Annotated in this window: 20 protein-coding genes; 7 read left to right on the top strand and 13 right to left on the bottom strand. The window is 61.6% G+C overall.

Annotated features, from left to right (window positions below; all coding sequences use genetic code 11):
• Positions 1 to 74: 74 nt before the first annotated feature.
• Complete coding sequence (betI, locus tag DOCECA_RS24430) at positions 75 to 695, bottom strand: transcriptional regulator BetI (RefSeq protein WP_434561885.1); 621 nt, start codon at positions 693 to 695, stop codon at positions 75 to 77.
• 365 nt (positions 696 to 1,060) lie between these two features.
• On the opposite strand from betI, the gene DOCECA_RS24435 reads away from it, so the two are divergent.
• Positions 1,061 to 2,590 (top strand): BCCT family transporter, encoded by a 1,530-nt coding sequence (locus DOCECA_RS24435; protein WP_445572188.1) that lies wholly within the window; start codon positions 1,061 to 1,063, stop codon positions 2,588 to 2,590.
• A gap of 247 nt (positions 2,591 to 2,837) precedes the next feature.
• On the opposite strand, the gene choV is transcribed toward DOCECA_RS24435, so the two are convergent.
• The 3 genes from choV to DOCECA_RS24450 form a co-directional block, all read right to left on the bottom strand.
• On the bottom strand, positions 2,838 to 4,016 hold the full coding sequence (gene choV, locus DOCECA_RS24440) for a choline ABC transporter ATP-binding protein (RefSeq protein WP_420764961.1): 1,179 nt from the start codon (positions 4,014 to 4,016) through the stop codon (positions 2,838 to 2,840).
• Positions 4,013 to 4,858, bottom strand: a complete 846-nt coding sequence (gene choW, locus DOCECA_RS24445) for a choline ABC transporter permease subunit (protein ID WP_420764960.1) — start codon at positions 4,856 to 4,858, stop codon at positions 4,013 to 4,015. Before choW ends, choV begins: the two co-directional genes overlap by 4 nt.
• 66 nt (positions 4,859 to 4,924) lie before the next feature.
• Complete coding sequence (locus DOCECA_RS24450) at positions 4,925 to 5,872, bottom strand: choline ABC transporter substrate-binding protein (protein WP_420764959.1); 948 nt, start codon at positions 5,870 to 5,872, stop codon at positions 4,925 to 4,927.
• Between the two features lie 433 nt (positions 5,873 to 6,305).
• Here DOCECA_RS24450 and DOCECA_RS24455 point away from each other — a divergent pair, with 433 nt between their 5' ends.
• Positions 6,306 to 7,682, top strand: a complete 1,377-nt coding sequence (locus DOCECA_RS24455; protein ID WP_445571210.1) for an L-serine ammonia-lyase — start codon at positions 6,306 to 6,308, stop codon at positions 7,680 to 7,682.
• A gap of 477 nt (positions 7,683 to 8,159) precedes the next feature.
• Complete coding sequence (locus DOCECA_RS24460) at positions 8,160 to 9,263, top strand: choline metabolism transcriptional regulator GbdR (RefSeq protein WP_013694424.1); 1,104 nt, start codon at positions 8,160 to 8,162, stop codon at positions 9,261 to 9,263.
• Between the two features lie 94 nt (positions 9,264 to 9,357).
• Here DOCECA_RS24460 and DOCECA_RS24465 read toward each other — a convergent pair whose 3' ends face one another.
• The 6 genes from DOCECA_RS24465 to choX form a co-directional block, all read right to left on the bottom strand.
• On the bottom strand, positions 9,358 to 9,621 hold the full coding sequence (locus DOCECA_RS24465) for a hypothetical protein (RefSeq protein ID WP_434561889.1): 264 nt from the start codon (positions 9,619 to 9,621) through the stop codon (positions 9,358 to 9,360).
• A gap of 370 nt (positions 9,622 to 9,991) precedes the next feature.
• Positions 9,992 to 11,155, bottom strand: coding sequence for a gamma-butyrobetaine dioxygenase (locus DOCECA_RS24470; protein WP_445571211.1), 1,164 nt, complete (start codon positions 11,153 to 11,155; stop codon positions 9,992 to 9,994).
• Positions 11,156 to 11,175: 20 nt separating this feature from the next.
• Positions 11,176 to 11,652 (bottom strand): thioesterase family protein, encoded by a 477-nt coding sequence (locus tag DOCECA_RS24475; protein WP_445571212.1) that lies wholly within the window; start codon positions 11,650 to 11,652, stop codon positions 11,176 to 11,178.
• 160 nt (positions 11,653 to 11,812) lie between these two features.
• A complete protein-coding gene (locus tag DOCECA_RS24480; protein ID WP_420764954.1) occupies positions 11,813 to 12,778 on the bottom strand; it encodes an L-carnitine dehydrogenase in 966 nt (321 codons plus the stop codon).
• A 142-nt stretch (positions 12,779 to 12,920) separates the two neighbouring features.
• Positions 12,921 to 13,808 carry a BKACE family enzyme gene (locus tag DOCECA_RS24485; RefSeq protein ID WP_045157164.1) on the bottom strand — a complete coding sequence of 296 codons (888 nt, stop codon included), beginning with the start codon at positions 13,806 to 13,808 and terminating at the stop codon, positions 12,921 to 12,923.
• A 71-nt stretch (positions 13,809 to 13,879) separates the two neighbouring features.
• Positions 13,880 to 14,824, bottom strand: a complete 945-nt coding sequence (choX, locus tag DOCECA_RS24490) for a choline ABC transporter substrate-binding protein (RefSeq protein ID WP_420764953.1) — start codon at positions 14,822 to 14,824, stop codon at positions 13,880 to 13,882.
• Between the two features lie 186 nt (positions 14,825 to 15,010).
• Between choX and DOCECA_RS24495 the strand changes: the two genes are divergently transcribed.
• A complete protein-coding gene (locus DOCECA_RS24495) occupies positions 15,011 to 15,970 on the top strand; it encodes a GlxA family transcriptional regulator (RefSeq protein ID WP_434701297.1) in 960 nt (319 codons plus the stop codon).
• A 130-nt stretch (positions 15,971 to 16,100) separates the two neighbouring features.
• On the opposite strand, the gene DOCECA_RS24500 is transcribed toward DOCECA_RS24495, so the two are convergent.
• The 3 genes from DOCECA_RS24500 to DOCECA_RS24510 all read right to left on the bottom strand — a co-directional run bounded on the left by DOCECA_RS24500 (position 16,101) and on the right by DOCECA_RS24510 (position 17,854).
• Positions 16,101 to 16,517 (bottom strand): DUF3010 family protein, encoded by a 417-nt coding sequence (locus tag DOCECA_RS24500; RefSeq protein WP_420764951.1) that lies wholly within the window; start codon positions 16,515 to 16,517, stop codon positions 16,101 to 16,103.
• Between the two features lie 49 nt (positions 16,518 to 16,566).
• A complete protein-coding gene (locus tag DOCECA_RS24505) occupies positions 16,567 to 17,343 on the bottom strand; it encodes a bestrophin-like domain (protein WP_445571213.1) in 777 nt (258 codons plus the stop codon).
• 109 nt (positions 17,344 to 17,452) lie between these two features.
• Complete coding sequence (locus DOCECA_RS24510) at positions 17,453 to 17,854, bottom strand: lysozyme inhibitor LprI family protein (RefSeq protein ID WP_434649812.1); 402 nt, start codon at positions 17,852 to 17,854, stop codon at positions 17,453 to 17,455.
• A 233-nt stretch (positions 17,855 to 18,087) separates the two neighbouring features.
• Between DOCECA_RS24510 and DOCECA_RS24515 the strand changes: the two genes are divergently transcribed.
• The 3 genes from DOCECA_RS24515 (at position 18,088) to dgcA (ending at position 21,751) form a co-directional block, all read left to right on the top strand.
• Positions 18,088 to 19,065, top strand: coding sequence for a dipeptidase (locus DOCECA_RS24515; protein WP_445572189.1), 978 nt, complete (start codon positions 18,088 to 18,090; stop codon positions 19,063 to 19,065).
• Positions 19,066 to 19,144: 79 nt separating this feature from the next.
• Positions 19,145 to 19,675, top strand: coding sequence for a DUF5943 domain-containing protein (locus DOCECA_RS24520; RefSeq protein ID WP_018612374.1), 531 nt, complete (start codon positions 19,145 to 19,147; stop codon positions 19,673 to 19,675).
• 15 nt (positions 19,676 to 19,690) lie between these two features.
• The gene (dgcA, locus tag DOCECA_RS24525; RefSeq protein ID WP_420764948.1) at positions 19,691 to 21,751 is read left to right on the top strand and encodes a dimethylglycine demethylation protein DgcA; all 2,061 of its coding nucleotides are present in this window, start codon (positions 19,691 to 19,693) and stop codon (positions 21,749 to 21,751) included.
• The last annotated feature ends 63 nt before the right edge of the window (positions 21,752 to 21,814 follow it).

Raw genomic sequence — 21,814 nt, forward strand, 5'->3', positions numbered from 1 at the left:
CCTCGCAAGTGCATAAGTGGTTGGCTGACCACCGAGCGTGTCGTTTACAGCTGACTACGCGCTGCGGTGGGGGTTCAGGAGTCGAGCGGTTCTGTGTGCTCTGGCGCTCCTGCCTTGGCCAGTTGGAAATCCATGTATTCGTACGCGATCCGATGTGCCTGGGCGGTGTCGAACGCGTCTCCCGACAGCGCTCCGCGCAGCCACAAACCGTCAATCAGAGCGGCCAGGCCCCGGGCCGCGCTGCGTGCCTGGTCGACAGGCAACACGCGGCGGAACTGGCAACACAGGTTGGAATACAGACGGTGATCGTTGATCCGCTGCAACCTGTGCAATGACGGGTGATGCATGCTGGTGGCCCAGAAGGCCAGCCAGGTTTTCATTGCCGGGCCGTTGACCTGGCTGGCGTCGAAGTTGCCCTCGATGATCACCTTCAGGTGAGCTCGCGGGCTCGGGTCCGTCAGCGCTTGACGACGCGCGGTGACGTTCTCGCTCAGGACGGTCATCAGGTACTGGGCCGTAGCCGCGATCAGGCCATTCTTGTCCTGAAAGTAGTGACTGATGATGCCGTTTGAAACACCGGCCAAACGGGCGATCAGCGCAATGCTGGCGTCCCCCATCCCGACCTGATCGACAGCCTGCAAAGTGGCTTCGATCAATTGCTGGCGGCGGATGGGTTGCATACCGACCTTGGGCATCTGCAAATCTCCTTAGGCCATCGGGCGGATGAGTAAGGTCCGCCGTCATGAGGGCCAGTCTATTTTGTTTTGATTGAACGTTCAATCAACAAAGAATAAGCTCTGCGACAATTCGTCGCGATTTACCGGTTTTCCTACGGGGTAAATGGCGCAGAAACGAGACATCAAGAGCCCAGAGACCCGCGCAATCGCGGGGCAAGGGCTTTCCGGGTGTCTTTATAACACCCGCTGGTCGGCTGCCAACCCACCGATTGGCCGGGTATCGCGTTGCCTTGTCCTTCTCTCGCACTGCCTGGAGCATCCGTGCAATGAGTTCTGCCTTGCTAATAAAGACCCCGCCGCAGAAGGTGACGGTCAACGGTTGGGTGTTCTACACCTCCACCGCGCTGATTCTGTTGCTGACCGCCATTCTGATCATCGCCCCGCAGGAGGCCGGCCGTCTGCTCGGCATTGCCCAGGCGTGGTTGTCCCGCAGCTTCGGCTGGTACTACATGGCGGTCATCGCTGCCTATCTGGTGTTTGTGGTCGGCCTGGCATTTTCCTCCTATGGCAAGCTCAAGCTGGGCGGCAAGGACGATACGCCGGACTTCAGCTACGGCGCCTGGGCCGGGATGCTGTTTTCGTCGGGCATCGGCATTTCATTGCTGTACTTCGGCGCATCCGAGCCGCTGGACCATTTCTTCAACCCCCCTGAAGGCGTGGCCGGCAGCCAGATGGCCGCGCGCCAGGCCGTGCAATTGACGTTCTTGCACTGGGGCCTGCATGGTTGGGCGATCTATGCCCTGGTGGGCTTGGCCGTGGCGTATTTCGCCTATCGGCACAACCAGCCGCTGGCGCTGCGCTCGGCCCTGTATCCATTGGTGGGCGAGCGCTGGGTCAAGGGCGCGGCCGGCCATGCGGTGGACGGTTTCGGCATGTTCGTGACGTTGCTGGGGCTGGTGACCAACCTGGGGATCGGTTCGCTGCAAGTCGCGTCCGGTTTGGAAAACCTGTTTGGCATCGAGCACAGCAACACCAATTTGCTGATCGTGATCATCGTGATGAGCACCGTGGCGACCATCGCCGCCGTGTCCGGCGTGGAAAACGGCATCCGCCGGTTGTCCAACCTGAACATCGTGTTGTTCAGCGGCTTGCTGATTTTCGTGTTGCTGTTCGGTCCGACCCTGCACCTGCTCAACGGTTTCGTGCAGAACATCGGCGACTACCTCAACGGCGTGGTGCTCAAGACATTCGACCTGTACGTCTATGCCGACGACACCGCGAAATCGGGCCGTTGGATGGGCTTGTGGACCCTGTTCTACTGGGCCTGGTGGATCTCCTGGGCGCCTTTTGTCGGCATGTTCATCGCGCGCATTTCCCGTGGCCGCACCGTGCGTGAGTTGGTGGCGGGCGTGTTGCTGATTCCCCTGGGCTTCACCCTGGCCTGGTTGTCGATCTTCGGTAACTCGGCCCTGGACCTGGTGATGAACCACGGCGCGGTCGAGCTGGGCAAGACGGCGTTGACGCAGCCGTCGATGTCGATCTATCAGCTGCTCGAATACTATCCGGCGTCGAAGGTCGTGATCGGCGTGTCGATCTTCGTTGGTTTCGTCCTGTTCCTGACCCCGGCTGACTCCGGCGCGGTGATGATGGCGAACCTTTCGTGCCAGGGCGGCAACGTTGACGAAGACGCGCCGCATTGGCTGCGGATCTTCTGGTCGGTGGTGATCACGCTGGTGACCATCGGCCTGTTGTTCGCGGGCAACTTCGAGGCGATGCAAACCATGGTGGTGTTGGCTGGCCTGCCGTTCTCGGTGGTGCTGGTGTGCTTCATGTTCGGGCTGCACAAGGCCATGCGCGAGGATGTGCAGGCGGAGCAGCAGAAATTGGTGGAGTTGGGCCGGGTCTATAGCTGACCCGTTCGAGGGTTGAGAACACTGTTGTGGCGAGGGGATTTATCCCCGCTGGGCTGCGAAGCGGCCCCCAATAGATGCGACTCAATTTACCTGAAGACACGAGTCGTCTGGTTTCGGGAGTGCTGCGCACTCCAGCGGGGATAAATCCCCTCGCCACAAAAGTATTCCAATTCTGGTTCCTGCACACACACACACACACAAACAAAAACGCCGCGATCATCTCGCGGCGTTTTTGTGTGCATTGGCTTTAGCCCAGGTTCTTGCCGAGCAGGGCGTGATACAGCTCGCTGTCGCCGAGGATGCCGACGACTTGCTGATTATCGTGAAGCACCAGTTTGTTGCCGGTCTGGTAGCGGATCTGCAACGCGTCGCGCATGCCGATGCTGGAGTCGACCAAGGTCGGGAAACGCCCCAAGCCTTCGACGGACTGCCCTGGCGCCCAGTTCTGCAGGTCTAGGGCGGCGCCGTTCTGCCGGGCGCCCTTGATGGTGTTGCCTTCGGCCAGGTCAAGCCAGGAATCGCCGCCCGGATCCAGGCACACCGAGCCGTTGATGCGCTTGCAGTTGTCCAGGGTGCGCATCAGGCTGCGGCCGCAGAGCACATTGAGCGGATTGGTATGGGCGACGAACGTGCGCACATAGTCGTCCGCCGGGTTCAACACGATCTGTTCCGGCTTGCTGTACTGGATGATGCGGCCGTCTTTCATGATCGCGATACGGCTGCCCAGCTTCAGGGCTTCGTCCAGGTCGTGGCTGACGAACACGATGGTCTTGCTCAGCTTGCGTTGCAGTTCCAGCAGTTCGTCCTGCAGGCCTTGGCGGATCAGCGGGTCGAGGGCCGAGAACGGTTCGTCCATCAACAGGATGTCGGCGTCCATCGCCAGGGCGCGGGCCAGGCCGACCCGTTGCTGCATGCCGCCAGACAGCTCGTCGGGCTTCTTGTTGCGCCACTGGGTCAGGCCCACCAGCTCGAGTTTTTCATCCACCAGCTTCTTGCGTTCCTTCTCCGGCCGGCCCTGCATTTCCAGGCCGAAGCTGATGTTTTCGCGCACCGTCAGCCAAGGCATCAGGGCGAACTTCTGGAACACCATGGCGATGCGCTTGGTGCGCATCATCTTCAGTTCGGCGGGAGTGCAGGAGGCGATATCGATCTGCCGGCCTTCGTGCTCGACGAACAATTTGCCGCGACTCACGGTGTTCAAACCGTTGATGCAACGCAGCAAGCTGGATTTGCCGGAGCCGGAAAGGCCCATCAGCACGCAGATCTCGCCTTTTTCGATGTCGAGGCTGGCTTTTTCGACGCCGACGATCTGCCCGGTCTTCTTCAGGATTTCGTTGCGCGTCATGCCCTTGTCGAGCAATTTGAGGGCTTCGCGTGGATCTTTGGAGAAGATCACGTCGACTTCTTCGAAGCGGATTATGCTCATGCGTCACCCCCTACTTTGGCGTCGGGTTGTTTGCAGATTCGGTCGAGCATGATCGCCAGCAATACGATCGCCAGGCCGGCTTCGAAGCCCAGGGCGATATCAGCGGTGTTCAATGCGTTGACCACGGGTTTGCCCAGGCCGTCGGCACCGACCAGTGCCGCGATGACCACCATCGACAGCGACAACATGATGCATTGGGTGATTCCGGCGGCGATGCTCGGCATGGCGTGAGGCAGTTCGATGCGCGACAGGAGCTGGCGCCGGGAGCAGCCGAAGGCTTTACCGGCGTCCATCAGTTCGTCCGGAACGTCGCGGATGCCCAGGTAGGTCAGGCGGATGGGCGCGGCGATCGCGAATACCACCGTGGAGATCAGGCCCGGGACCACACCCAGACCGAACAGGGTCAGGGTAGGAATGAGGTAGACGAAGGTCGGTACGGTCTGCATCAGATCGAGCACCGGACGCATCATGGTGTAGAACATCGGCTTGTGCGCGGCAACAATGCCCAGCGGCACACCGATAAGCACGCAGACCAGGGTCGCGAAGAGCACCTGGGCGAGGGTTTCCATGGTCTCTTGCCAGTAACCCAGGTTGAGGATCAACAAGAAGGACGCGATAACGAAAACGGTCAGGCCCCATTTGCGCTGGATGAAGTGCGCCAGTAGCGCGATGAGGCCGATAAGCACCAGGGGATTGAACCAGGTCAGCGCAAACGTCACGCCGTGAATCATCGTTTCCAGAAACATTGCGATTGCATCGAAGGTGTCGGCGCCGTTTTGCGTCAACCATTCGACAAAGCCCGCGATGTACTGGCCCAAGGGTATTTTCTGATCAATAAGCATGGTAGTGAACGTCCGCATGCAAGGAATAAACAGCCCGGGCGAGCGAACTCGCCCGGCATAAGCTTTTTACTGCGCGAGCTTGGCTTTCACGGCCTCCAGGCCAGGTTTACCGTCAACGGTGGTGACGCCGGCGAGCCAGGTATCGAGTACTTGTGGGTTTTTCTTCAACCAGGCCTTGGCGGCGGCTTCAGGCTTCATCTTGTCGTCCAGCACGTTGCCCATCAGCGTGCTTTCCATGTCCAGGGTAAAGACCAGGTTTTTCAGCAACTGGCCAACGTTGCTGCATTCCTGGGCATAGCCCTTGCGGGTGTTGGTGTAGATGGTCGCCTGGCCGAAGTTCGGGCCGAAGTATTCATCGCCACCGGTGAGGTATTTCATCTTGAAGCGGGTGTTCATCGGATGCGGTTCCCAGCCCAGGAACACCACGGCGGTGCTGCGACGCTGGGCCCGATCGACCTGGGAAAGCATGCCGGCTTCGCTTGACTCGACGACCTTGAAGCCGGCGTCCTTGAGGCCGAAGGCGTTCTTGTCGATCATGCTCTGGATCAAGCGGTTGCCGTCGTTGCCCGGTTCGATGCCGTAGATCTTGCCGTCCAGTTCCTTCTTGAACTTGGCGATGTCGGCAAAATCCTTGAGGCCTTTGTTGTACAGCTCTTCGGGGACCGCCAGGGTGTACTTGGCGTTTTCCAGGTTGGCGCGCACGGTTTCCACGGTGCCCGCTTCACGATAGGCCTTGATGTCGTTTTCCATGGTCGGCATCCAGTTGCCGAGGAACACGTCCATGTTCTTGCCATCGGCCAGGGACTTGTAGGTCACCGGCACGGAGATCATCGTGGTCTTGGTCTTGTAGCCGAGGGCGTCGAGCACGACGCTGGTGGTGGCGGTGGTCACGGTGATGTCCGTCCAGCCGACATCGGAGAAGTTGACGGTACTGCATTGGGCGGGTTCTGCAGCGTTGGCCAGCATCGGAAGACTCAGCATGGCGGCCAACAACAACGGCGTGGAACCTTTCATGGGTGGACTCCTGGTGTTTTATCGGCAGTGTCCGGTCGGGACAACCGCGCTTTTTTGCTTTTTTTAAGTTGCGGTTGGCGGCGCGTGGGCACTCTTCGTGGCACGCGGCCTTGCAAACGAGCCGTAACCGATCATGTACCAGTGCAAATCCGACGCCTACAGGGCGCGTCGTATCCAGTACAGGGAGGGTCGCATCCAGTGTTGGTGACGTCGTTTACAGATTTTTTCGGCCCTCGGCTGGCTTCTGATACGTAAAAAACGTCGTAAAACCTGGGCGACAAAGACGCGGCGTTGGTGGGCATGATTGCGTCGGTGTCAGACGTCGAAAGCCCATTCAAAAGCCGGATGATGCGGCCATCCCGGCGTTGAGCGTAGCAGCTGCGCCACCGGACGCTCCCGCGCCCGGATGTGTCCGTTCTGGAGAGTCAAGGCAATGGCCATCAGCGTGTTCGACCTGTTCAAGATTGGTATCGGCCCGTCCAGTTCCCACACCGTGGGGCCCATGCGCGCAGCGGCGCTGTTTGTCGAAGCGTTGCGGGCCAAGTCGCTTTTAAATGACGTGCGGCGGGTCGAGGTGCAATTGTTTGGTTCGCTGTCGGCCACCGGCATCGGTCACGGCAGCGATACCGCCACGATCATGGGCTTGATGGGCGAATGGCCCGACTCGATCGATCCGTCGCAAATCGGTACGCGCATCGAGCTGCTGCGCGAGACCCAGACCCTGCTGCTCGATGGCCGCCTGCCGGTGCCTTTCGTCTGGTCCCGCGATATGCGCCTGCTCGACGAAAACCTGCCGTTCCACCCCAACGCGATGACGCTGGTGGCGGAGGGTGAAAACGGCGAACTGCACCGCGACACCTATTATTCGGTCGGTGGCGGCTTTGTGGTCGACCAGGCCCAGGCGTCCAGCGGCGTGATGGACCTGGACACCACCGAGTTGCCTTACGATTTCTCCAGCGCCGAGGAACTGCTCGGGCTGTGTCGCATGCATAACCTGCGAGTGGCTGAGCTGATGATGGCCAACGAGAAGGTCTGGCGTTCGGAAGAAGAGATTCGCAGCGGCCTGATGAGACTCTGGCGGGCCATGCAGGACTGCGTCGAGCAGGGCCTCAAGCACGAAGGCATTCTGCCCGGTGGCTTGAATGTCCGTCGGCGCGCGGCCAAGTTGTACCGCAGCCTGCAAGAGCTGAACAAACCGAACGTGATCGGCTCGACCTTGAGCGCCATGGAGTGGGTCAACCTGTTCGCCCTGGCGGTCAACGAAGAAAACGCCGCTGGCGGGCGCATGGTCACGGCGCCGACCAATGGTGCGGCGGGGATCATCCCGGCGGTGCTGCATTACTTCATGAAATTCAGCGAGGCCGTTACTGACGCCAACGTCGTGGATTATTTCCTCGGCGCGGCGGCGGTGGGCATCCTGTGCAAGAAGAACGCCTCGATCTCGGGCGCCGAAGTCGGCTGCCAGGGTGAAGTCGGCTCGGCCTGCGCCATGGCGGCGGCAGGCCTGGCGGAAATCCTCGGAGCCACGCCGGAGCAACTGTGCAACGCGGCGGAAATCGGCCTGGAGCACAACCTCGGCCTGACCTGCGATCCGGTGGGCGGCCTGGTCCAGGTGCCGTGTATCGAGCGCAACGCCATCGCCGCGGTGAAAGCAATCAATGCCGCGCAGATGGCCCTTCGGGGTGATGGTCAGCATTTCATCTCCCTGGACCGTGTGATCCGCACCATGCGCGATACCGGCGCCGACATGCACGACAAATATAAAGAGACTTCACGGGGCGGGCTGGCGGTAAGCGCGGTGGAATGCTGATTCAGCACTGCAAGATAATCCCGTGGCGAGGGAGCAGGCTCCCTCGCCACGGGTGTTGAAAAATCGCTCGTAAAACGCACACCGCAGGAAAAACACGCCACGTTTTGGCGCGTCGCAAACAGATAAGGCGTGACTTGGCGGTCACGCCTTTGTACGCCGCCCTACCGTCCGTCCCCGCGCTTGCGGTGACAACCATCGCGCAAACGGCGCGGGCCAGTGACCACAAGTGCTACCGATCTGCTCACAGCCCGCCCTGGCGTTCGCCCGCAGCCCATGATGGCACTTGGAACCCGGCCTCGACGGGGCCCTTATATAGACACGCCGGCATGTCGTTTTCAGGAGTTATTGAACGCGCATTCAAATTTAGGCATGGCAATTGCTCTGTCCCGATAAAGCCCCTCTCACGCAAGAGAATGAGGGCAATAACAAGAGCCTCCGCCTGAGGCCATCACCCGCTTTGTGTGAGGAGATACCGCGATGACGACGTCCAACTCCGGGGCCCAACCCCAGAACCGTGCGCCTCAATCCATCGGCTTTCTGCTGCTGGACAATTTCACGCTGATTTCCCTGGCGTCCGCGGTGGAACCGCTACGCATGGCCAACCAGCTGTCGGGGCGCGAGCTGTACCGCTGGACCACCCTGACCGTCGATGGCGGCCAGGTCTGGGCCAGTGACGGTTTGCAGATCACCCCGGACGCCTCCATGCACAAAGCCCCGGCCCTGGACACCGTCATCGTGTGCGGCGGCATCGGCATCCAGCGCACCGTAACCCGCGAACATGTCTCATGGCTGCAAGGCCAGGCCCGTCAATCCCGTCGTCTTGGCGCAGTCTGCACCGGCAGTTGGGCCCTGGCGTGCGCCGGCCTGCTGGACGGTTTCGATTGCAGCGTGCACTGGGAATGCCTGGCCGCGATGCAGGAAGCTTTCCCACGGGTTTCGATGAGCACGCGCCTGTTCACGCTTGACCGCAACCGCTTCACAAGCTCCGGCGGCACCGCGCCGCTGGACATGATGCTGCACTTGATCAGCCGTGATCACGGTCGCGAGTTGTCGGCGGCGATTTCGGAAATGTTTGTCTACGAGCGTATCCGCAACGAGCAGGATCACCAACGTGTGCCGCTCAAGCACATGCTTGGCACCAACCAGCCGAAGTTGCAGGAAATCGTCGCGCTGATGGAGGCCAATCTCGAGGAGCCGATCGACCTGGACGAGTTGGCGGTGTACGTCGCTGTGTCCCGCCGTCAGCTGGAGCGCCTGTTCCAGAAATACCTGCATTGTTCGCCGTCGCGCTATTACCTCAAGCTGCGACTGATTCGTGCGCGGCAACTGCTCAAGCAGACGCCGATGTCGATCATCGAAGTGGCCTCGGTGTGCGGCTTCGTCTCCACGCCGCATTTCTCCAAGTGCTACCGCGAATACTTCGGCATTCCGCCACGGGACGAGCGCGTCGGCTCCAACACCACGCAACAAGTGGCGATGATGCCGCTGCCGCAGGCGTTGGTGCTGTCGCCGCTGTCCGGCCCGCTGTCGGCGCTGAGCCAGGCGCGCAATGAGTCGACGTTTGCGAGTGTGAGGCTCTAAGACTTCAGCGCGTTCATCGCGAGCAGGCTCGCTCCCACAGGTTTTGTGTCGTTCACAAATCCTGTGGGAGCGAGCTTGCTCGCGATGGGTTTCATCAGGCGTTATGGTTCTGCTGGTACTGCGCCAACGCCGGCAACAGTTGCTGATCGATTGCCTGGCGCACCGCCGGCAGGATGGTCGCGCTGCTGGTGTACATTTCCTTGACCAGCCTGCGCAGCTCATTGGCGCGAGCCCTGTCCAGGCCTCGTACGGCGCACTCGCACGCCTGCTCGGCAGTCGCGCCACTGGGTATCTGCAACCCCAGGGCCTTCAGATGGCCCAGCAGGTCTTCCTGGTCGATCAAATCGGCGTACATCATGACGCTTTTCCTTGTTCAGGGATTGGGGTCGTGCCTGGATTCTGGTAGCCACCCGAATCGGCGGCAAGGGCAAATCGTCGTTCTGTCATGATTGACTATGAACGCGTCGTTTTCGGCTAACTCGCTGGGTCCGGGACTGGGCACACTGGCCCCAAGCTGCATCACGATGGTTTGGTCACCCTCGCGCCACAGCTCCTCCAGTAACGCTCCTGCCCCGATCCTGTCACGGCTTGATCGGGGATTTTTTTGCCTGTGTGAATCCGCAAATAATCGGTTGTCTGGCAGGCCGCTATCGCGAGCAAGCTCGCTCCCACAGGGAAATGCTTTCACCTGTGGCAGCGAGCTTGCTCGCGATGAACGATGACGCGGTCTAACGTTGCAACACCAGAATGCGCGACAGCAATTCATCCCGATCCACATAACACCCCTGGAAATGCCGCGCCCCGGTAGCAGGGTCGAAGGCGTTGCGCGCGTGAAGCGTGCGGCGGTTGTCGAAGCACCAGAGCTGCCCGGGTTCGAGTCGTTGCACCAGGCGAAAGCGTGGCTCGCGGGTCAGCGCGATGAAGCGGCGGTAGGCGCGGTAGAGCCTGGGCATCTGCTCCACCGAGGTGTCAAAGGGGCCGCGCAGAAAGTTCGCCATGCGGATCTCCGAGACTTGCCCAAGGGCGTCCAACGCAATGATCGGCGCCAGGCAGCGGTAGTCGCTGTGGCGGTCCTTGTTGCGAAATTCCACCGGGATCTGGCACAGCGCCTCGAAGGCATCGGGATCTTCCTGGCGCAGCGCCTGGGCAATGGCGAAACCGTCGACGAAGATACTCTCGCCACCCACGGCCTCGTTCACCAGGCAATGCAGGAACTGCAACCCCGGCTGCAATTCCCGCGTCGGCAAGTCGCTGTGCAACGGCAGGTTAAAAGCGGTGTAGGCGTTGCTGTCGGCGTCGGCCTTGGATTGCACGTTGAAGAGCACGCCGAAATTGCTCTCGCGAACGAAGGAAATGCGTTGGGCAATCTGTTTCAGCGAGCCGGGCTCGGTGGGCACGCCCCGCACTTGGGTCAGGCCGATGTCGCGTACCGCCAGCAGCCATTGCAGCAGCGCGTCGGCATCCTCCATCAGCGCCTGGTATTCGAACACTGGCAGCTGCAAGTCGCACTGCCATAGCTGGCGTTGCGGCCTGCCGTCGAGTCGTTCGGCCCTGGAGACTTCGTCATAGGCGTGAGCGCGCAGCCAGCCCGGGTCGAATTGGCTTTGGTGGCCGTCCCGCCAGGCCACGCGCAGGCGGCCTTCACCATCAACGCGGATTTCATCCGGCGCCAGATCTTCGGGCACATCGACAATCTCCAGGACCTGCTCACGGGTCACGCTGTAGACGCATGCCTGGCAAGGGCAGTTGTCCCGCAGCCACTGGTGATGAAAAGGACTGATCCGACCATCGGCCCACGTGACGTGAACCCGGTCGGCCAAGGGGATTGCGGCAGTCAAGGCGTGGACCAGAGGGTAGCTGCGGAAGTCGGCAATTGCGGCGCCGGTGTGCATGTCGGTCTCCTATAGGAGGCTTATCGGGCGGGTGGCAGGGCGATGACACGCCCGATGCAGGATGGCGCCGGCAGGTCGGACTGGCTGTCGAGCAGGGCTTTGAGTTGGCCCAGGGTCTGTTCGCTAAACGGCGCCGAACGTGGCCCCGCCAGATCGACGTGCAGTAGCATCTGCTCATTGCCGGCCAGCTCTTTGTCGCCGCCCGCCAAGTGCAGGCTGTGGTAGAGGTGCAGGCGTTTGGCGTCGTGGCCGATGATGTGCGTATGCACCTCGACATCGGCGCCGAGCTTCACTTCGTGCAGGTAGTTCAGGTGCAGCTCGAGGGTGAACAGCGAATGGCCGCTGGCTTCGCGGCTCTGGCTGTCAAGGCCGAGCCGGTCCATCAACGCATCGGTGGCGTAGCTGAAGATCAGCAAGTAGAAGGCGTCGCGCAGGTGGCCGTTGTAGTCGACCCATTCTGGGAGGACGCGGGTTTGGTAGGTAGTGAGGGTGGGCATGTTGGACTCCAATGCAATCGTGGCGAGGGAGCTTGCTCCCGCTGGGCTGTGAAGCAGCCCCAAACCGGTTGTACGCGGTGTATCAGCCAAATGGCATTCGCTGGTTTTGCGACCGCTGCGCGGCCGAGCGGGAGCAAGCTCCCTCGCCACAGGAATGGTGTTATTCGCTAAAAATCATTCCGTGCTTTTGCTTGGTGGCCTTCACCGCCTCCAGCACCGCCAACAGGCAATCATCACGATAGCGTTCCAAAGCTGAAATGCTGTGCTGCCCCAACTGTTCGCTCGTCCCGTCCACCACATCGTCGATCAGTTTCTCGGTCAGTTCCGGTGCCGGCAGGTAGGTCCAGGGCAGTTGCAACGCCGGGCCGAACTGAGCCATGAAGTGACGCATCCCAGCGTCGCCGCCGGCCAGGGTGTAGGTCAGGAATGTGCCCATGAATGACCAGCGCAGGCCGGCGCCAAAACGGATGGCATCGTCGATTTCGCCGGTGGTTGCCACGCCGTCATTGACCAGGTGCAACGCCTCGCGCCAGAGCGCTTCAAGCAAGCGGTCGGCAATGAAACCGGGCACTTCCTTGCGCACGTGCAGCGGCCGCATGCCGAGGGATTCGTAGACTTGAATCGCCGCTTGCACGGCCTCGGGTGCGGTGTTTTTGCCGCCGACCACTTCCACCAGGGGCAGCAGGTAGACCGGATTGAACGGGTGACCGACCACGCACCGTTCCGGATGGGTCGAGCTTTCATAGAATTCGCTCGGCAGCAGCCCGGAGGTGCTCGACCCGATCAATGCGTTCGGCTTGGCGGCGGCGCTGATCTGGCTGTGCAGCTGCAATTTGAGCTCCAGGCGCTCGGGGGCACTTTCCTGGATGAAGTCGGCGTCGCGCACGCATTCCTCGATGGTCGCGACAAAACGCAGCCGATCCTGCGAAGCGCCAGGGGCCAGGCCTTGTTTCTCCAGGGCGCCCCAAGCATTGGCGACGCGCTTGCGCAACGCGGCTTCGGCGCCGGGCGCCGGGTCCCAGGCGACCACGTCGAGGCCATGGGCCAGGGCGCGGCTGACCCAGCCGCTGCCGATGACGCCACTGCCCAGGGCGGCGAAGGTCTTGATGTCGGTGATAAAGCTCATGGTGATGTCCTGAAAAGAGTGAAAATCACCTGTGGGAGCGAGCTTGCTCGCGATGGCGGCGGTACATCCGACGCATCGTCGAAGTCTGGAATATCGCTATCGCGAGCGAGCTCGCTCCCACAGGGTTATGCGTCGATTCGGTTTAGCCGCGCTGGACCAGGCCCATTTTCTTGCGACCTTCGGCAGGCGTAAGCACCCGTGCGCCGAGGCGGCTGAGGATTTCGCCGGCTCGCTCCACCAGTTGGCCGTTGGTGGCGAGCACGCCTTTGTCCAGCCAGAGGTTGTCTTCCAGCCCGACCCGTACGTTGCCACCCAGCAGCACGGCTTGGGCCGCCATTGGCATTTGCATGCGGCCGATGCCAAAGCCGGCCCACACCGCGTCGGCGGGCAGGTTGTCGACCATGGCTTTCATTGTGGTGGTGTCGGCCGGCGCGCCCCATGGAATGCCCAGGCAGAGTTGGAACAGCGGATTGTCCAGCAGGCCTTCCTTGATCAATTGCTTGGCGAACCACAGGTGGCCGGTGTCGAAGATCTCCAGCTCGGCCTTCACGCCGAGCTCGGTGATGCGCTTGGCGCCGGCCCGCAGTTGCGCCGGAGTGGAGACGTAAATGGTGTCGCCGTCGCCGAAGTTCAGGGTGCCGCAATCCAGGGTGCAGATTTCCGGCAGCAGCTCTTCAACGTGGGCCAGGCGGGTCAGCGGGCCCACCAGATCGGTGTTGGGGCCGAATTCCATCGGTCGTTCGCCCGCGCCGATCTCCAAGTCACCGCCCATCCCGGCGGTGAGGTTGACGATGATGTCGACGTCCGCCTCACGGATGCGCTCCATCACTTCGCGATACAGCGCCACATCGCGGCTGAACTTGCCGGTCTGCGGATCTCGGACGTGGCAATGGACCACCGTGGCCCCGGCTTTCGCGGCCTCGACGGCAGCGGCGGCGATCTGTTTCGGGGTGACCGGCACGTGAGGGCTCTTGGCGGTCGTGTCGCCAGCACCGGTGAGTGCGCAGGTGATGATGACGTCGTGGTTCATGGTGCGGATTCCTTCAGGCGTGGTGAGTCACCGCGCAGCCCTTGAGGACCGCGCAGAGGGAGAACGTTCAGTCAGTTGCTAGTGAGTTTCAGATTGTCGGCGGCGGGCTTGCCATCGAAGGTGGTCACGCCTTCGAGCCAGCGCTGTTTGTCCTGTGGATGATCCTTGAGCCATTGCCGGGCCGATTCGAGCGGATCCTTGTGATCAAGCAGCGGCTGCATCATCCGGCTCTCGTCTTCGGCGGTGAAGGTCAGGTTGCTCAGCAGACGGCTGACGTTCGGGCATTGCTCGGCGTAGTTCGGCGCGGTGACGGTCCACACGGTGGCCATGCCTTCGTTCGGACCGAGGGCGTCTTCGCTGCCGGTGAGGTAGGTCATTTGCACGTTGACGTTCATCGGGTGCGGCGCCCAGCCGAAGAACACCACGGCTTCCTTGCGTCGCACGGCGCGGTCCACGGCGGCGAGCATGCCGGCCTCGCTGGACTCGACCAGTTGAAATTTGCCCAGGCCGAACTGATTCTTGGCAATCATCGCCTTGATCTGGGTGTTGGCGCCGGAGCCGGGCTCGATGCCGTAGATCTTGCCGCCCAGCTCCTTCTCGAATTTGGCGATGTCGGCGAACGTCTTCAGACCCTTGTCGGCCAGGTAAGTCGGCACGGCCAGGGTGGCGCGGGCGTCCTTCAGGCTGGGCTGCTCAAGCACCTTGACCTGCTTGGCTTCGACGAACGGGGTGATGGTCTGGGTCATCAGCGGGTTCCAGTAGCCCAGGAACATGTCCAGGCGCTGATCGCGGATGCCGGCGAAAATGATCTGCTGGGAGGCGCTGGTCTGCTTGGTCTTGTAGCCGAGGCCGTCGAGCATCACTTGGGTCAGGGCGCTGGTGGCAATGACGTCCGTCCAGTTGACCACGCCCAGGCGCACATTCTGGCAGGCGGCGGGTTCGGCTGCGAGGGCGGCCTGGTTCAGTAAAGAAGTGGTGCTGAGTGCAATAACGCAGCAGCTGATCAGTCGTTTCATTGTCGGTTCCTCGGCAGCTTATTGTTATGGGGCCCGGTGTCTGTGCGCCGGTGATGCCACGTTACGCAGGCCCGGGCGGGGCAAAACGCACAGCGGCGACGTGCTCTTGCACTACAGCGACTCTTGAACGGTTGTTGCAACTGGCGTATCAAGGTCCGCACGCTGCCCGCCAACCGAGAGCGTTTCATGTCCCAGGATTTCTATTTCTTGTTGATGCCGGGTTTCTCGGCCATCGGTTTCATTTCGGCCATCGAGCCGTTACGGGTCGCCAATCGGTTTCGTGGCGAGCTTTACCGCTGGCATGTCCTGAGTGCCGATGGCGGAGCGGTGCTGGCGAGCAATGGCATGTCGGTCAACGCCGATGCTGCGCTGGAGCCGCTGAAGAAGGGCGCGACGCTCTGGATCGTGGCGGGCTTCGAGCCGTTGAAGTTCGTCAGCCCGGTGCTTGAGAGGTGGTTGCACCGGCTGGATAACGACGGTGTCATCCTCGGCGGAATCGACACCGGCAGCGTGGTGCTCGCGGAGGCGGGATTGCTGGATGGCCATCGCGTCACCCTGCACTGGGAGGCGATCGAGGCGTTCAAGGAGTCCTATTCCCAGCTCGCCGTGACCCAGGAGCTCTTCGAAATCGACCGCCGCCGCATCACTTGCGCCGGCGGCACTGCCTCGATTGACCTCATGCTCGACCTGATCGCGCAGGCCCACGGCCCGGAACTCGCAATCCAGGTCAGCGAGCAGTTCGTGCTCGGTCGCATTCGTCCACGCAAAGATCACCAGCGCATGGAAATCGCCACCCGCTACGGCATTCGCAACAAGAAGCTGGTGCATGTGATTGGAGAAATGGAGGCCAACAGCGAACCGCCACTGAGCACCCTGGCGCTGGCCGAATCGATCAACGTCACGCGCCGCCAGCTTGAACGCCTGTTCCGCCTGCACCTGAACGACACGCCGAGTAATTTCTACCTGCGCCTGCGCTTGGAAAAGGCCCGGCAACTGCTGCGCCAGACCGACATGAGTGTGCTGGAAGTCAGCATTGCCTGTGGATTCGAATCGCCGTCGTATTTCACCCGCAGCTACAGGGCACGGTTTGCACGTTGCCCTAGGGAGGATCGGCGGCGGCAGGGGGATGAGCGGGAGGTGGTTTGACAGGCTGGCCCGGCCGCCCCCAGAACCAGACACCGCGGTGCAACAGGTAACCCCTGCAAACCGGTTCACCACTGCTGCGCAGCCGAGCGGGAGCAAGCTCCCTCGCCACGGGTACTGTGTTTGGAAAGGGCTACTTCTTCATCAACGCCGAGCACGCCGCCTTGTATGCCTCATGCTGATACTTGTTCAGCGTCGTCGGCAGGGCGAAGTCATGTTTTTTGCTCTGTGCGTTGATGGTCTGTGGCGACAGCAGTGTCACTTCGCAGCCTTCGAGCAATTGGAAAACGCCTTCGATCTTGAAGGTGGTCGGGCCGCCCGCGAACTCACCTTTCTTGCTGCGCTTCTTGATGGCGATGCGGTCGATGCCATTGTCCGCCACGAAAGCCCGCACTTGCGCGGCGAAGGCTTTGACGTTGGCGGCTTCGTCGTCATCGTCCAGGGCGATTTTTTTTGTGTTCAGCGCGACGTGGCTCAACGCCTGCTGGTCCAGCGAGGCAACGGCGATGATCGCTTCGCTGCCTTTGATTTCGATGCCGCAGATGATCATGCTTGGCCTTGGATTCCGGAGGTCTGGAACGCCAGTCTATCCGCCTTGCTCAATTCATGCTCGCCCGCAGGTCCAGCATGATCTTGTCGAAATAGTCGACCCGGATCACCCCAAAGCGCGGGTACTCGAAATCCAGGATCACATACAACACGCAGACCATCACCGCCGCATAGCCCAGGCTGTGCAGCCAGTTGCGCTGCCGGGTGCCGGCCATGCCGTAGCCGATCAGCATGGCGCTGATCAGGGTCATGGTCACGAGCATCAGGTAAATGGTCAGGGGTGGGTGGGTTTCGTGAGCCACGGCGCGCGTCGTGGTGATGTCGATCATTTCGTTTTGCGCCTGCAGCACAGGCGTTCCCAAGGTTGGGGTGGGCATCTGTTGCAGGGCGGCGACGGTACGTTTCCAGATGGTTTGCTGCAGATCATTGGCTCGGTCATGGGCCGCTTCGTCGACTTCGTCTTCGCGCAAGTCGCGGTAATACTCGATACGGGCATCGACATACTCTCGGAATGCCTGGCGGATGTCCGGTTGATCGCTGGCGGGCAGAAGGTCCAGGCGCAACCAGGCGGTGCCCATGGCATTGGTTTCGGCAACGATCAACGCGCGGCGCTGGTCCAGGCGCGAGGCCGCCCCGGAAAAGGTGAAGGCAATCAGCAGTGCTAGCAGGCCAAACACCGCGCCTTCGATGGCCCCGATGCCCTGGCGAGCGCCGTCCGGGTCCTGGGCCAGGTGACGGTTGCCGACTTGGCGACCGGCCTCGATGCCCAGCACGATGGCGATAAAGATGGCTAACCCGTAGAAGGGCAAGGCTGTAAGAGAGTGCATACGAAAATCCTCTGATCGTCGTGTGTGACTCGTCTGTACAGCCCGGCTCGGACGGGTATGCAGCCAGTGTAGACGGCGTTGCGCAGTTCTTCCTATAACCGCTGTTCGTTCACTCCTGCCCAATCGATTCCAAGAACTCCGACCGGTCATCGCTCACCTGGGCCATGCAGTCGTTTTCGGCGATTTTGTAGGCGTTGCTGCCGGGCTTGGCCGGGAAGGCGGCGATGGCGCAGTCGGCTTCGCGCTGTTTTTGCCAGAGTTGTTGAGCGGCCTTGATCTTGGCGGTGATGTCGTTGAGCTGGGCCTTGTCGCTGGCGTAGCGGGTTTGCAGGCGTTCGTTGAGGCTCTGCAGGTTGTCGCTGAGCAACTGCTCGGCGGCGGCTTTGCCATAGGCGGAACAGGCCAGGGTCTGGACGTCGTTTTCAACTTCGTCGCAGGGGTTGGGCTCGGTGTCTTCGGTCGCGTGGGCGACGGTGCTGATCAGTGCCAGGGCAAGGAAGATCGATTTCATCGGGTTGTCGCTCAAATCCAGTGAAAGCCAGTGGTGCCGCGGATTCTGGCCCAAGCGCCGGGTAAATAACAGATGGACAGAGGGGGGGCGTCGCAGCCCATTGTCGTGGATTGACGCTTTCGGCAATTCCCCTGTCGTTTTTGCACCCGGTCGCCACGGCCCTCCGGCATATGCTGGCCCCAAAGCGCCGGCACACGATTCGGCGCATGAATCGCCAACAAGGGGACTGCCTGATGAGCCCAGCCGAATTGCACGCCGACAGCATCGTTATCGACGGGCTGATCATTGCCAAGTGGAACCGCGACCTGTTCGAAGACATGCGCAAGGGCGGCCTGACCGCAGCCAACTGCACGGTGTCGGTGTGGGAAGGTTTCCAGGCCACCATCAACAACATCGTTGCCAGCCAGAAACTGATCCGCGAGAACAGCGACCTGGTGATCCCGGTGAAAACCACCGCCGACATCCGCCGCGCCAAGGAACAGGGCAAGACCGGCATTATCTTTGGCTTCCAGAACGCCCATGCCTTCGAAGACCAGCTCGGCTACGTCGAGATCTTCAAGCAGCTCGGCGTCGGTGTGGTGCAGATGTGCTACAACACCCAGAACCTGGTGGGCACCGGTTGCTACGAGCGCGACGGCGGCCTGTCGGGCTTCGGTCGCGAAATCGTCGCCGAGATGAACCGCGTCGGCGTCATGTGCGACCTGTCCCACGTTGGCTCCAAGACCTCCGAGGAAGTCATCATCGAATCGAAGAAACCGGTCTGCTACTCCCACTGCCTGCCGTCCGGCCTCAAAGAACACCCGCGCAACAAATCCGATGAAGAGCTGAAATTCATTGCCGACCACGGTGGTTTCGTCGGCGTGACCATGTTCGCGCCGTTCCTGGCCAAGGGCATCGATTCGACCATCGACGACTACGCCGAAGCCATCGAGTACACCATGAACATCGTCGGCGAGGACGCCATCGGCATCGGCACCGACTTCACCCAGGGTCACGGCCAGGACTTCTTCGAAATGCTGACCCACGACAAGGGCTACGCCCGTCGTCTGACCAGCTTCGGCAAGATCATCAACCCCCTGGGCATCCGCACCGTGGGCGAGTTTCCGAACCTCACCGAAACGCTGCTCAAGCGCGGTCACCCGGAGCGGGTGGTGCGCAAGATCATGGGCGAGAACTGGGTCAACATTTTGAAAGATGTCTGGGGCGAATAAACGCCGTCGCGTCACTGAATCCTTTACCTGCGGCCACTCGCGCCGCAGGCACATCACGAATTTCCGGAGTCAAGTTTTCATGGCCAAGATCGCCCCGCAACTGCCTATCGAAGTCGACAGCGAAACCGGTGTCTGGACCTCCGACGCCCTGCCGATGCTGTACGTGCCGCGCCACTTTTTCGTCAACAACCACATGGGCATCGAGGAAGTGCTGGGCGCCGACGCCTACGCCGAGATTCTCTACAAGGCTGGCTACAAATCCGCCTGGCACTGGTGTGAAAAAGAAGCCGAATGCCACGGCCTGGAAGGCGTCGCGGTGTTCGAGCACTACATGAAGCGCCTTTCGCAGCGTGGCTGGGGCCTGTTCAAGATCCAGGACATTGACCTGGACAAAGGCACCGCCAGCGTCAAGCTCGAACACTCGGCGTTCGTCTATGTGTACGGCAAGGTCGGGCGCAAGGTCGACTACATGTTCACCGGCTGGTTCGCCGGGGCCATGGACCAGATCCTCGCCGCGCGCGGCAGCCAGATCCGCACCGTGGCCGAGCAGGTCTACGGCGGTTCCGAAGAAGGCCACGACGACGGCCTGTTCATCGTCAAGCCGTTGTAAGTCGAGGATCGCGCCATGGCTTTTGAAGCAATGTTCCAGCCGATCCAGATCGGCAAGCTGACCATCCGCAACCGCGTGCTCAGCACCGCGCACGCGGAGGTCTACGCCACCGACGGCGGCATGACCACCGACCGGTACGTGAAGTATTACGAAGAGAAGGCCAAGGGCGGCATCGGCCTGGCGATTTGCGGTGGCTCGTCGGTAGTTGCCATCGACAGCCCGCAGGAATGGTGGAGCTCGGTGAACCTGTCCACCGACCGTATCATCCCGCACTTCCAGAACCTGGCCGACGCCATGCACAAGCATGGCGCCAAGATCATGATCCAGATTACCCACATGGGCCGTCGCTCGCGTTGGGACGGCTTCAACTGGCCGACCCTGATGTCGCCGTCCGGCGTGCGTGAGCCGGTGCACCGTGCCACCTGCAAGACCATCGAGCCAGAAGAAATCTGGCGGGTGATCGGCAACTACGCCCAGGCCGCGCGGCGTGCCAAGGCCGGGGGCCTGGACGGCGTCGAGCTGTCGGCCGTGCACCAGCACATGATCGACCAGTTCTGGAGCCCGCGGGTCAACAAGCGTACCGACGAATGGGGCGGCAGCTTCGAAGGCCGCATGAAGTTCGGCCTGGAAGTGTTGAAGGCCGTGCGCGCCGAAGTGGGCGAGGATTTCTGCGTGGGCATGCGCCTGTGCGGTGACGAGTTCCACCCGGACGGCTTGTCCCACGAGGACATGAAGCAGATCGCCAAGTACTACGACGACACCGGCATGCTCGATTTCATCGGCGTGGTGGGTTCGGGTTGCGACACCCACAACACCCTGGCGAACGTCATTCCGAACATGAGTTATCCACCGGAGCCGTTCCTGCACCTGGCCGCCGGTATCAAGGAAGTGGTCAAGGTCCCGGTGCTGCACGCGCAGAACATCAAGGACCCGAACCAGGCCACGCGGATCCTGGAGGGCGGCTACGTCGACATGGTCGGCATGACTCGCGCCCACATTGCCGACCCACACCTGATCGCCAAGATCAAAATGGGCCAGGTCGACCAGATCAAGCAGTGCGTCGGCGCCAACTATTGCATCGACCGCCAGTACCAGGGCCTGGACGTGCTGTGCATCCAGAACGCCGCGACGTCCCGTGAATACATGGGCGTGCCGCACATCATCGAGAAGTCCACCGGGCCCAAGCGCAAAGTCGTGGTGGTCGGTGCCGGCCCGGCCGGGATGGAAGCGGCGCGCGTGGCCGCCGAACGTGGGCACGACGTGACCCTGTTCGAGAAGAAGGAATTCATCGGCGGACAGATCACCACCGCCTCGAAAGCGCCGCAACGGGACCAGATCGCCGGTATCACCCGCTGGTTCCAACTGGAACTTGCGCGGTTGAAAGTCGACCTGCGCCTGGGCGTGGCGGCGGACGCGCCGACCATCATGGACCTGCGTCCGGACGTGGTGGTGCTCGCCGTCGGCGGTCATCCGAACGTGGAGCAGAACGAACACTGGGGCGCCGCCGAAGGGCTGGTGGTCAGCAGCTGGGACGTGCTCGACGGCAAGGTCGCGCCGGGCAAGAACGTGCTGGTCTACGACACCATTTGCGAATTCACCGGCATGTCGGTGGCCGACTTCCTCGCCGACAAGGGTAGCCAGGTCGAGATCGTCACCGACGACATCAAGCCGGGCGTGGCCATTGGCGGGACTTCGTTCCCCACCTACTACCGCAGCATGTACCCCAAGGAAGTGATCATGACCGGGGACATGATGCTGGAAAAGGTCTACCGCGAAGGCGACAAGCTGGTGGCGGTGCTGGAGAACGAATACACCGGCGCCAAGGAAGAACGCGTGGTCGACCAGGTGGTGGTGGAGAACGGCGTGCGGCCGGACGAAGAAATCTACTACGCGCTCAAGGAAGGTTCGCGCAACAAGGGCCAGATCGACGTCGAAGCCCTGTTCGCGATCAAACCCCAGCCGTGCCTGGAGCAGAGCGGCGACGGTTACCTGCTGTTCCGCATCGGCGACTGCGTGGCCCAGCGTAATACCCACGCGGCCATCTACGACGCCCTGCGGTTGTGCAAGGATTTCTAACGGCTTGCACATGATCCTGTGGGAGCGAGCTTGCTCGCGAAAGCGGTGGGTCAGTCAATGCAA

This window comes from Pseudomonas sp. E102 (genome assembly GCF_052660185.1).

Bases quoted from the DNA above. Each gene is read 5' to 3' on its own strand.
- choX (WP_420764953.1), bottom strand. From the start codon at position 14,824: ATGAAACGACTGATCAGCTGCTGCGTTATTGCACTCAGCACCACTTCT.
- DOCECA_RS24450 (WP_420764959.1), bottom strand. From the start codon at position 5,872: ATGAAAGGTTCCACGCCGTTGTTGTTGGCCGCCATGCTGAGTCTTCCG.
- choV (WP_420764961.1), bottom strand. From the start codon at position 4,016: ATGAGCATAATCCGCTTCGAAGAAGTCGACGTGATCTTCTCCAAAGAT.
- DOCECA_RS24520 (WP_018612374.1), top strand. From the start codon at position 19,145: ATGGCCAAGATCGCCCCGCAACTGCCTATCGAAGTCGACAGCGAAACC.
- DOCECA_RS24485 (WP_045157164.1), bottom strand. From the start codon at position 13,808: ATGAACCACGACGTCATCATCACCTGCGCACTCACCGGTGCTGGCGAC.
- choW (WP_420764960.1), bottom strand. From the start codon at position 4,858: ATGCTTATTGATCAGAAAATACCCTTGGGCCAGTACATCGCGGGCTTT.
- DOCECA_RS24470 (WP_445571211.1), bottom strand. From the start codon at position 11,155: ATGCACACCGGCGCCGCAATTGCCGACTTCCGCAGCTACCCTCTGGTC.
- DOCECA_RS24495 (WP_434701297.1), top strand. From the start codon at position 15,011: ATGTCCCAGGATTTCTATTTCTTGTTGATGCCGGGTTTCTCGGCCATC.
- DOCECA_RS24510 (WP_434649812.1), bottom strand. From the start codon at position 17,854: ATGAAATCGATCTTCCTTGCCCTGGCACTGATCAGCACCGTCGCCCAC.
- dgcA (WP_420764948.1), top strand. From the start codon at position 19,691: ATGGCTTTTGAAGCAATGTTCCAGCCGATCCAGATCGGCAAGCTGACC.
- DOCECA_RS24465 (WP_434561889.1), bottom strand. From the start codon at position 9,621: ATGATGTACGCCGATTTGATCGACCAGGAAGACCTGCTGGGCCATCTG.
- betI (WP_434561885.1), bottom strand. From the start codon at position 695: ATGCCCAAGGTCGGTATGCAACCCATCCGCCGCCAGCAATTGATCGAA.
- DOCECA_RS24475 (WP_445571212.1), bottom strand. From the start codon at position 11,652: ATGCCCACCCTCACTACCTACCAAACCCGCGTCCTCCCAGAATGGGTC.
- DOCECA_RS24480 (WP_420764954.1), bottom strand. From the start codon at position 12,778: ATGAGCTTTATCACCGACATCAAGACCTTCGCCGCCCTGGGCAGTGGC.
- DOCECA_RS24505 (WP_445571213.1), bottom strand. From the start codon at position 17,343: ATGCACTCTCTTACAGCCTTGCCCTTCTACGGGTTAGCCATCTTTATC.
- DOCECA_RS24515 (WP_445572189.1), top strand. From the start codon at position 18,088: ATGAGCCCAGCCGAATTGCACGCCGACAGCATCGTTATCGACGGGCTG.
- DOCECA_RS24460 (WP_013694424.1), top strand. From the start codon at position 8,160: ATGACGACGTCCAACTCCGGGGCCCAACCCCAGAACCGTGCGCCTCAA.
- DOCECA_RS24500 (WP_420764951.1), bottom strand. From the start codon at position 16,517: ATGATCATCTGCGGCATCGAAATCAAAGGCAGCGAAGCGATCATCGCC.
- DOCECA_RS24455 (WP_445571210.1), top strand. From the start codon at position 6,306: ATGGCCATCAGCGTGTTCGACCTGTTCAAGATTGGTATCGGCCCGTCC.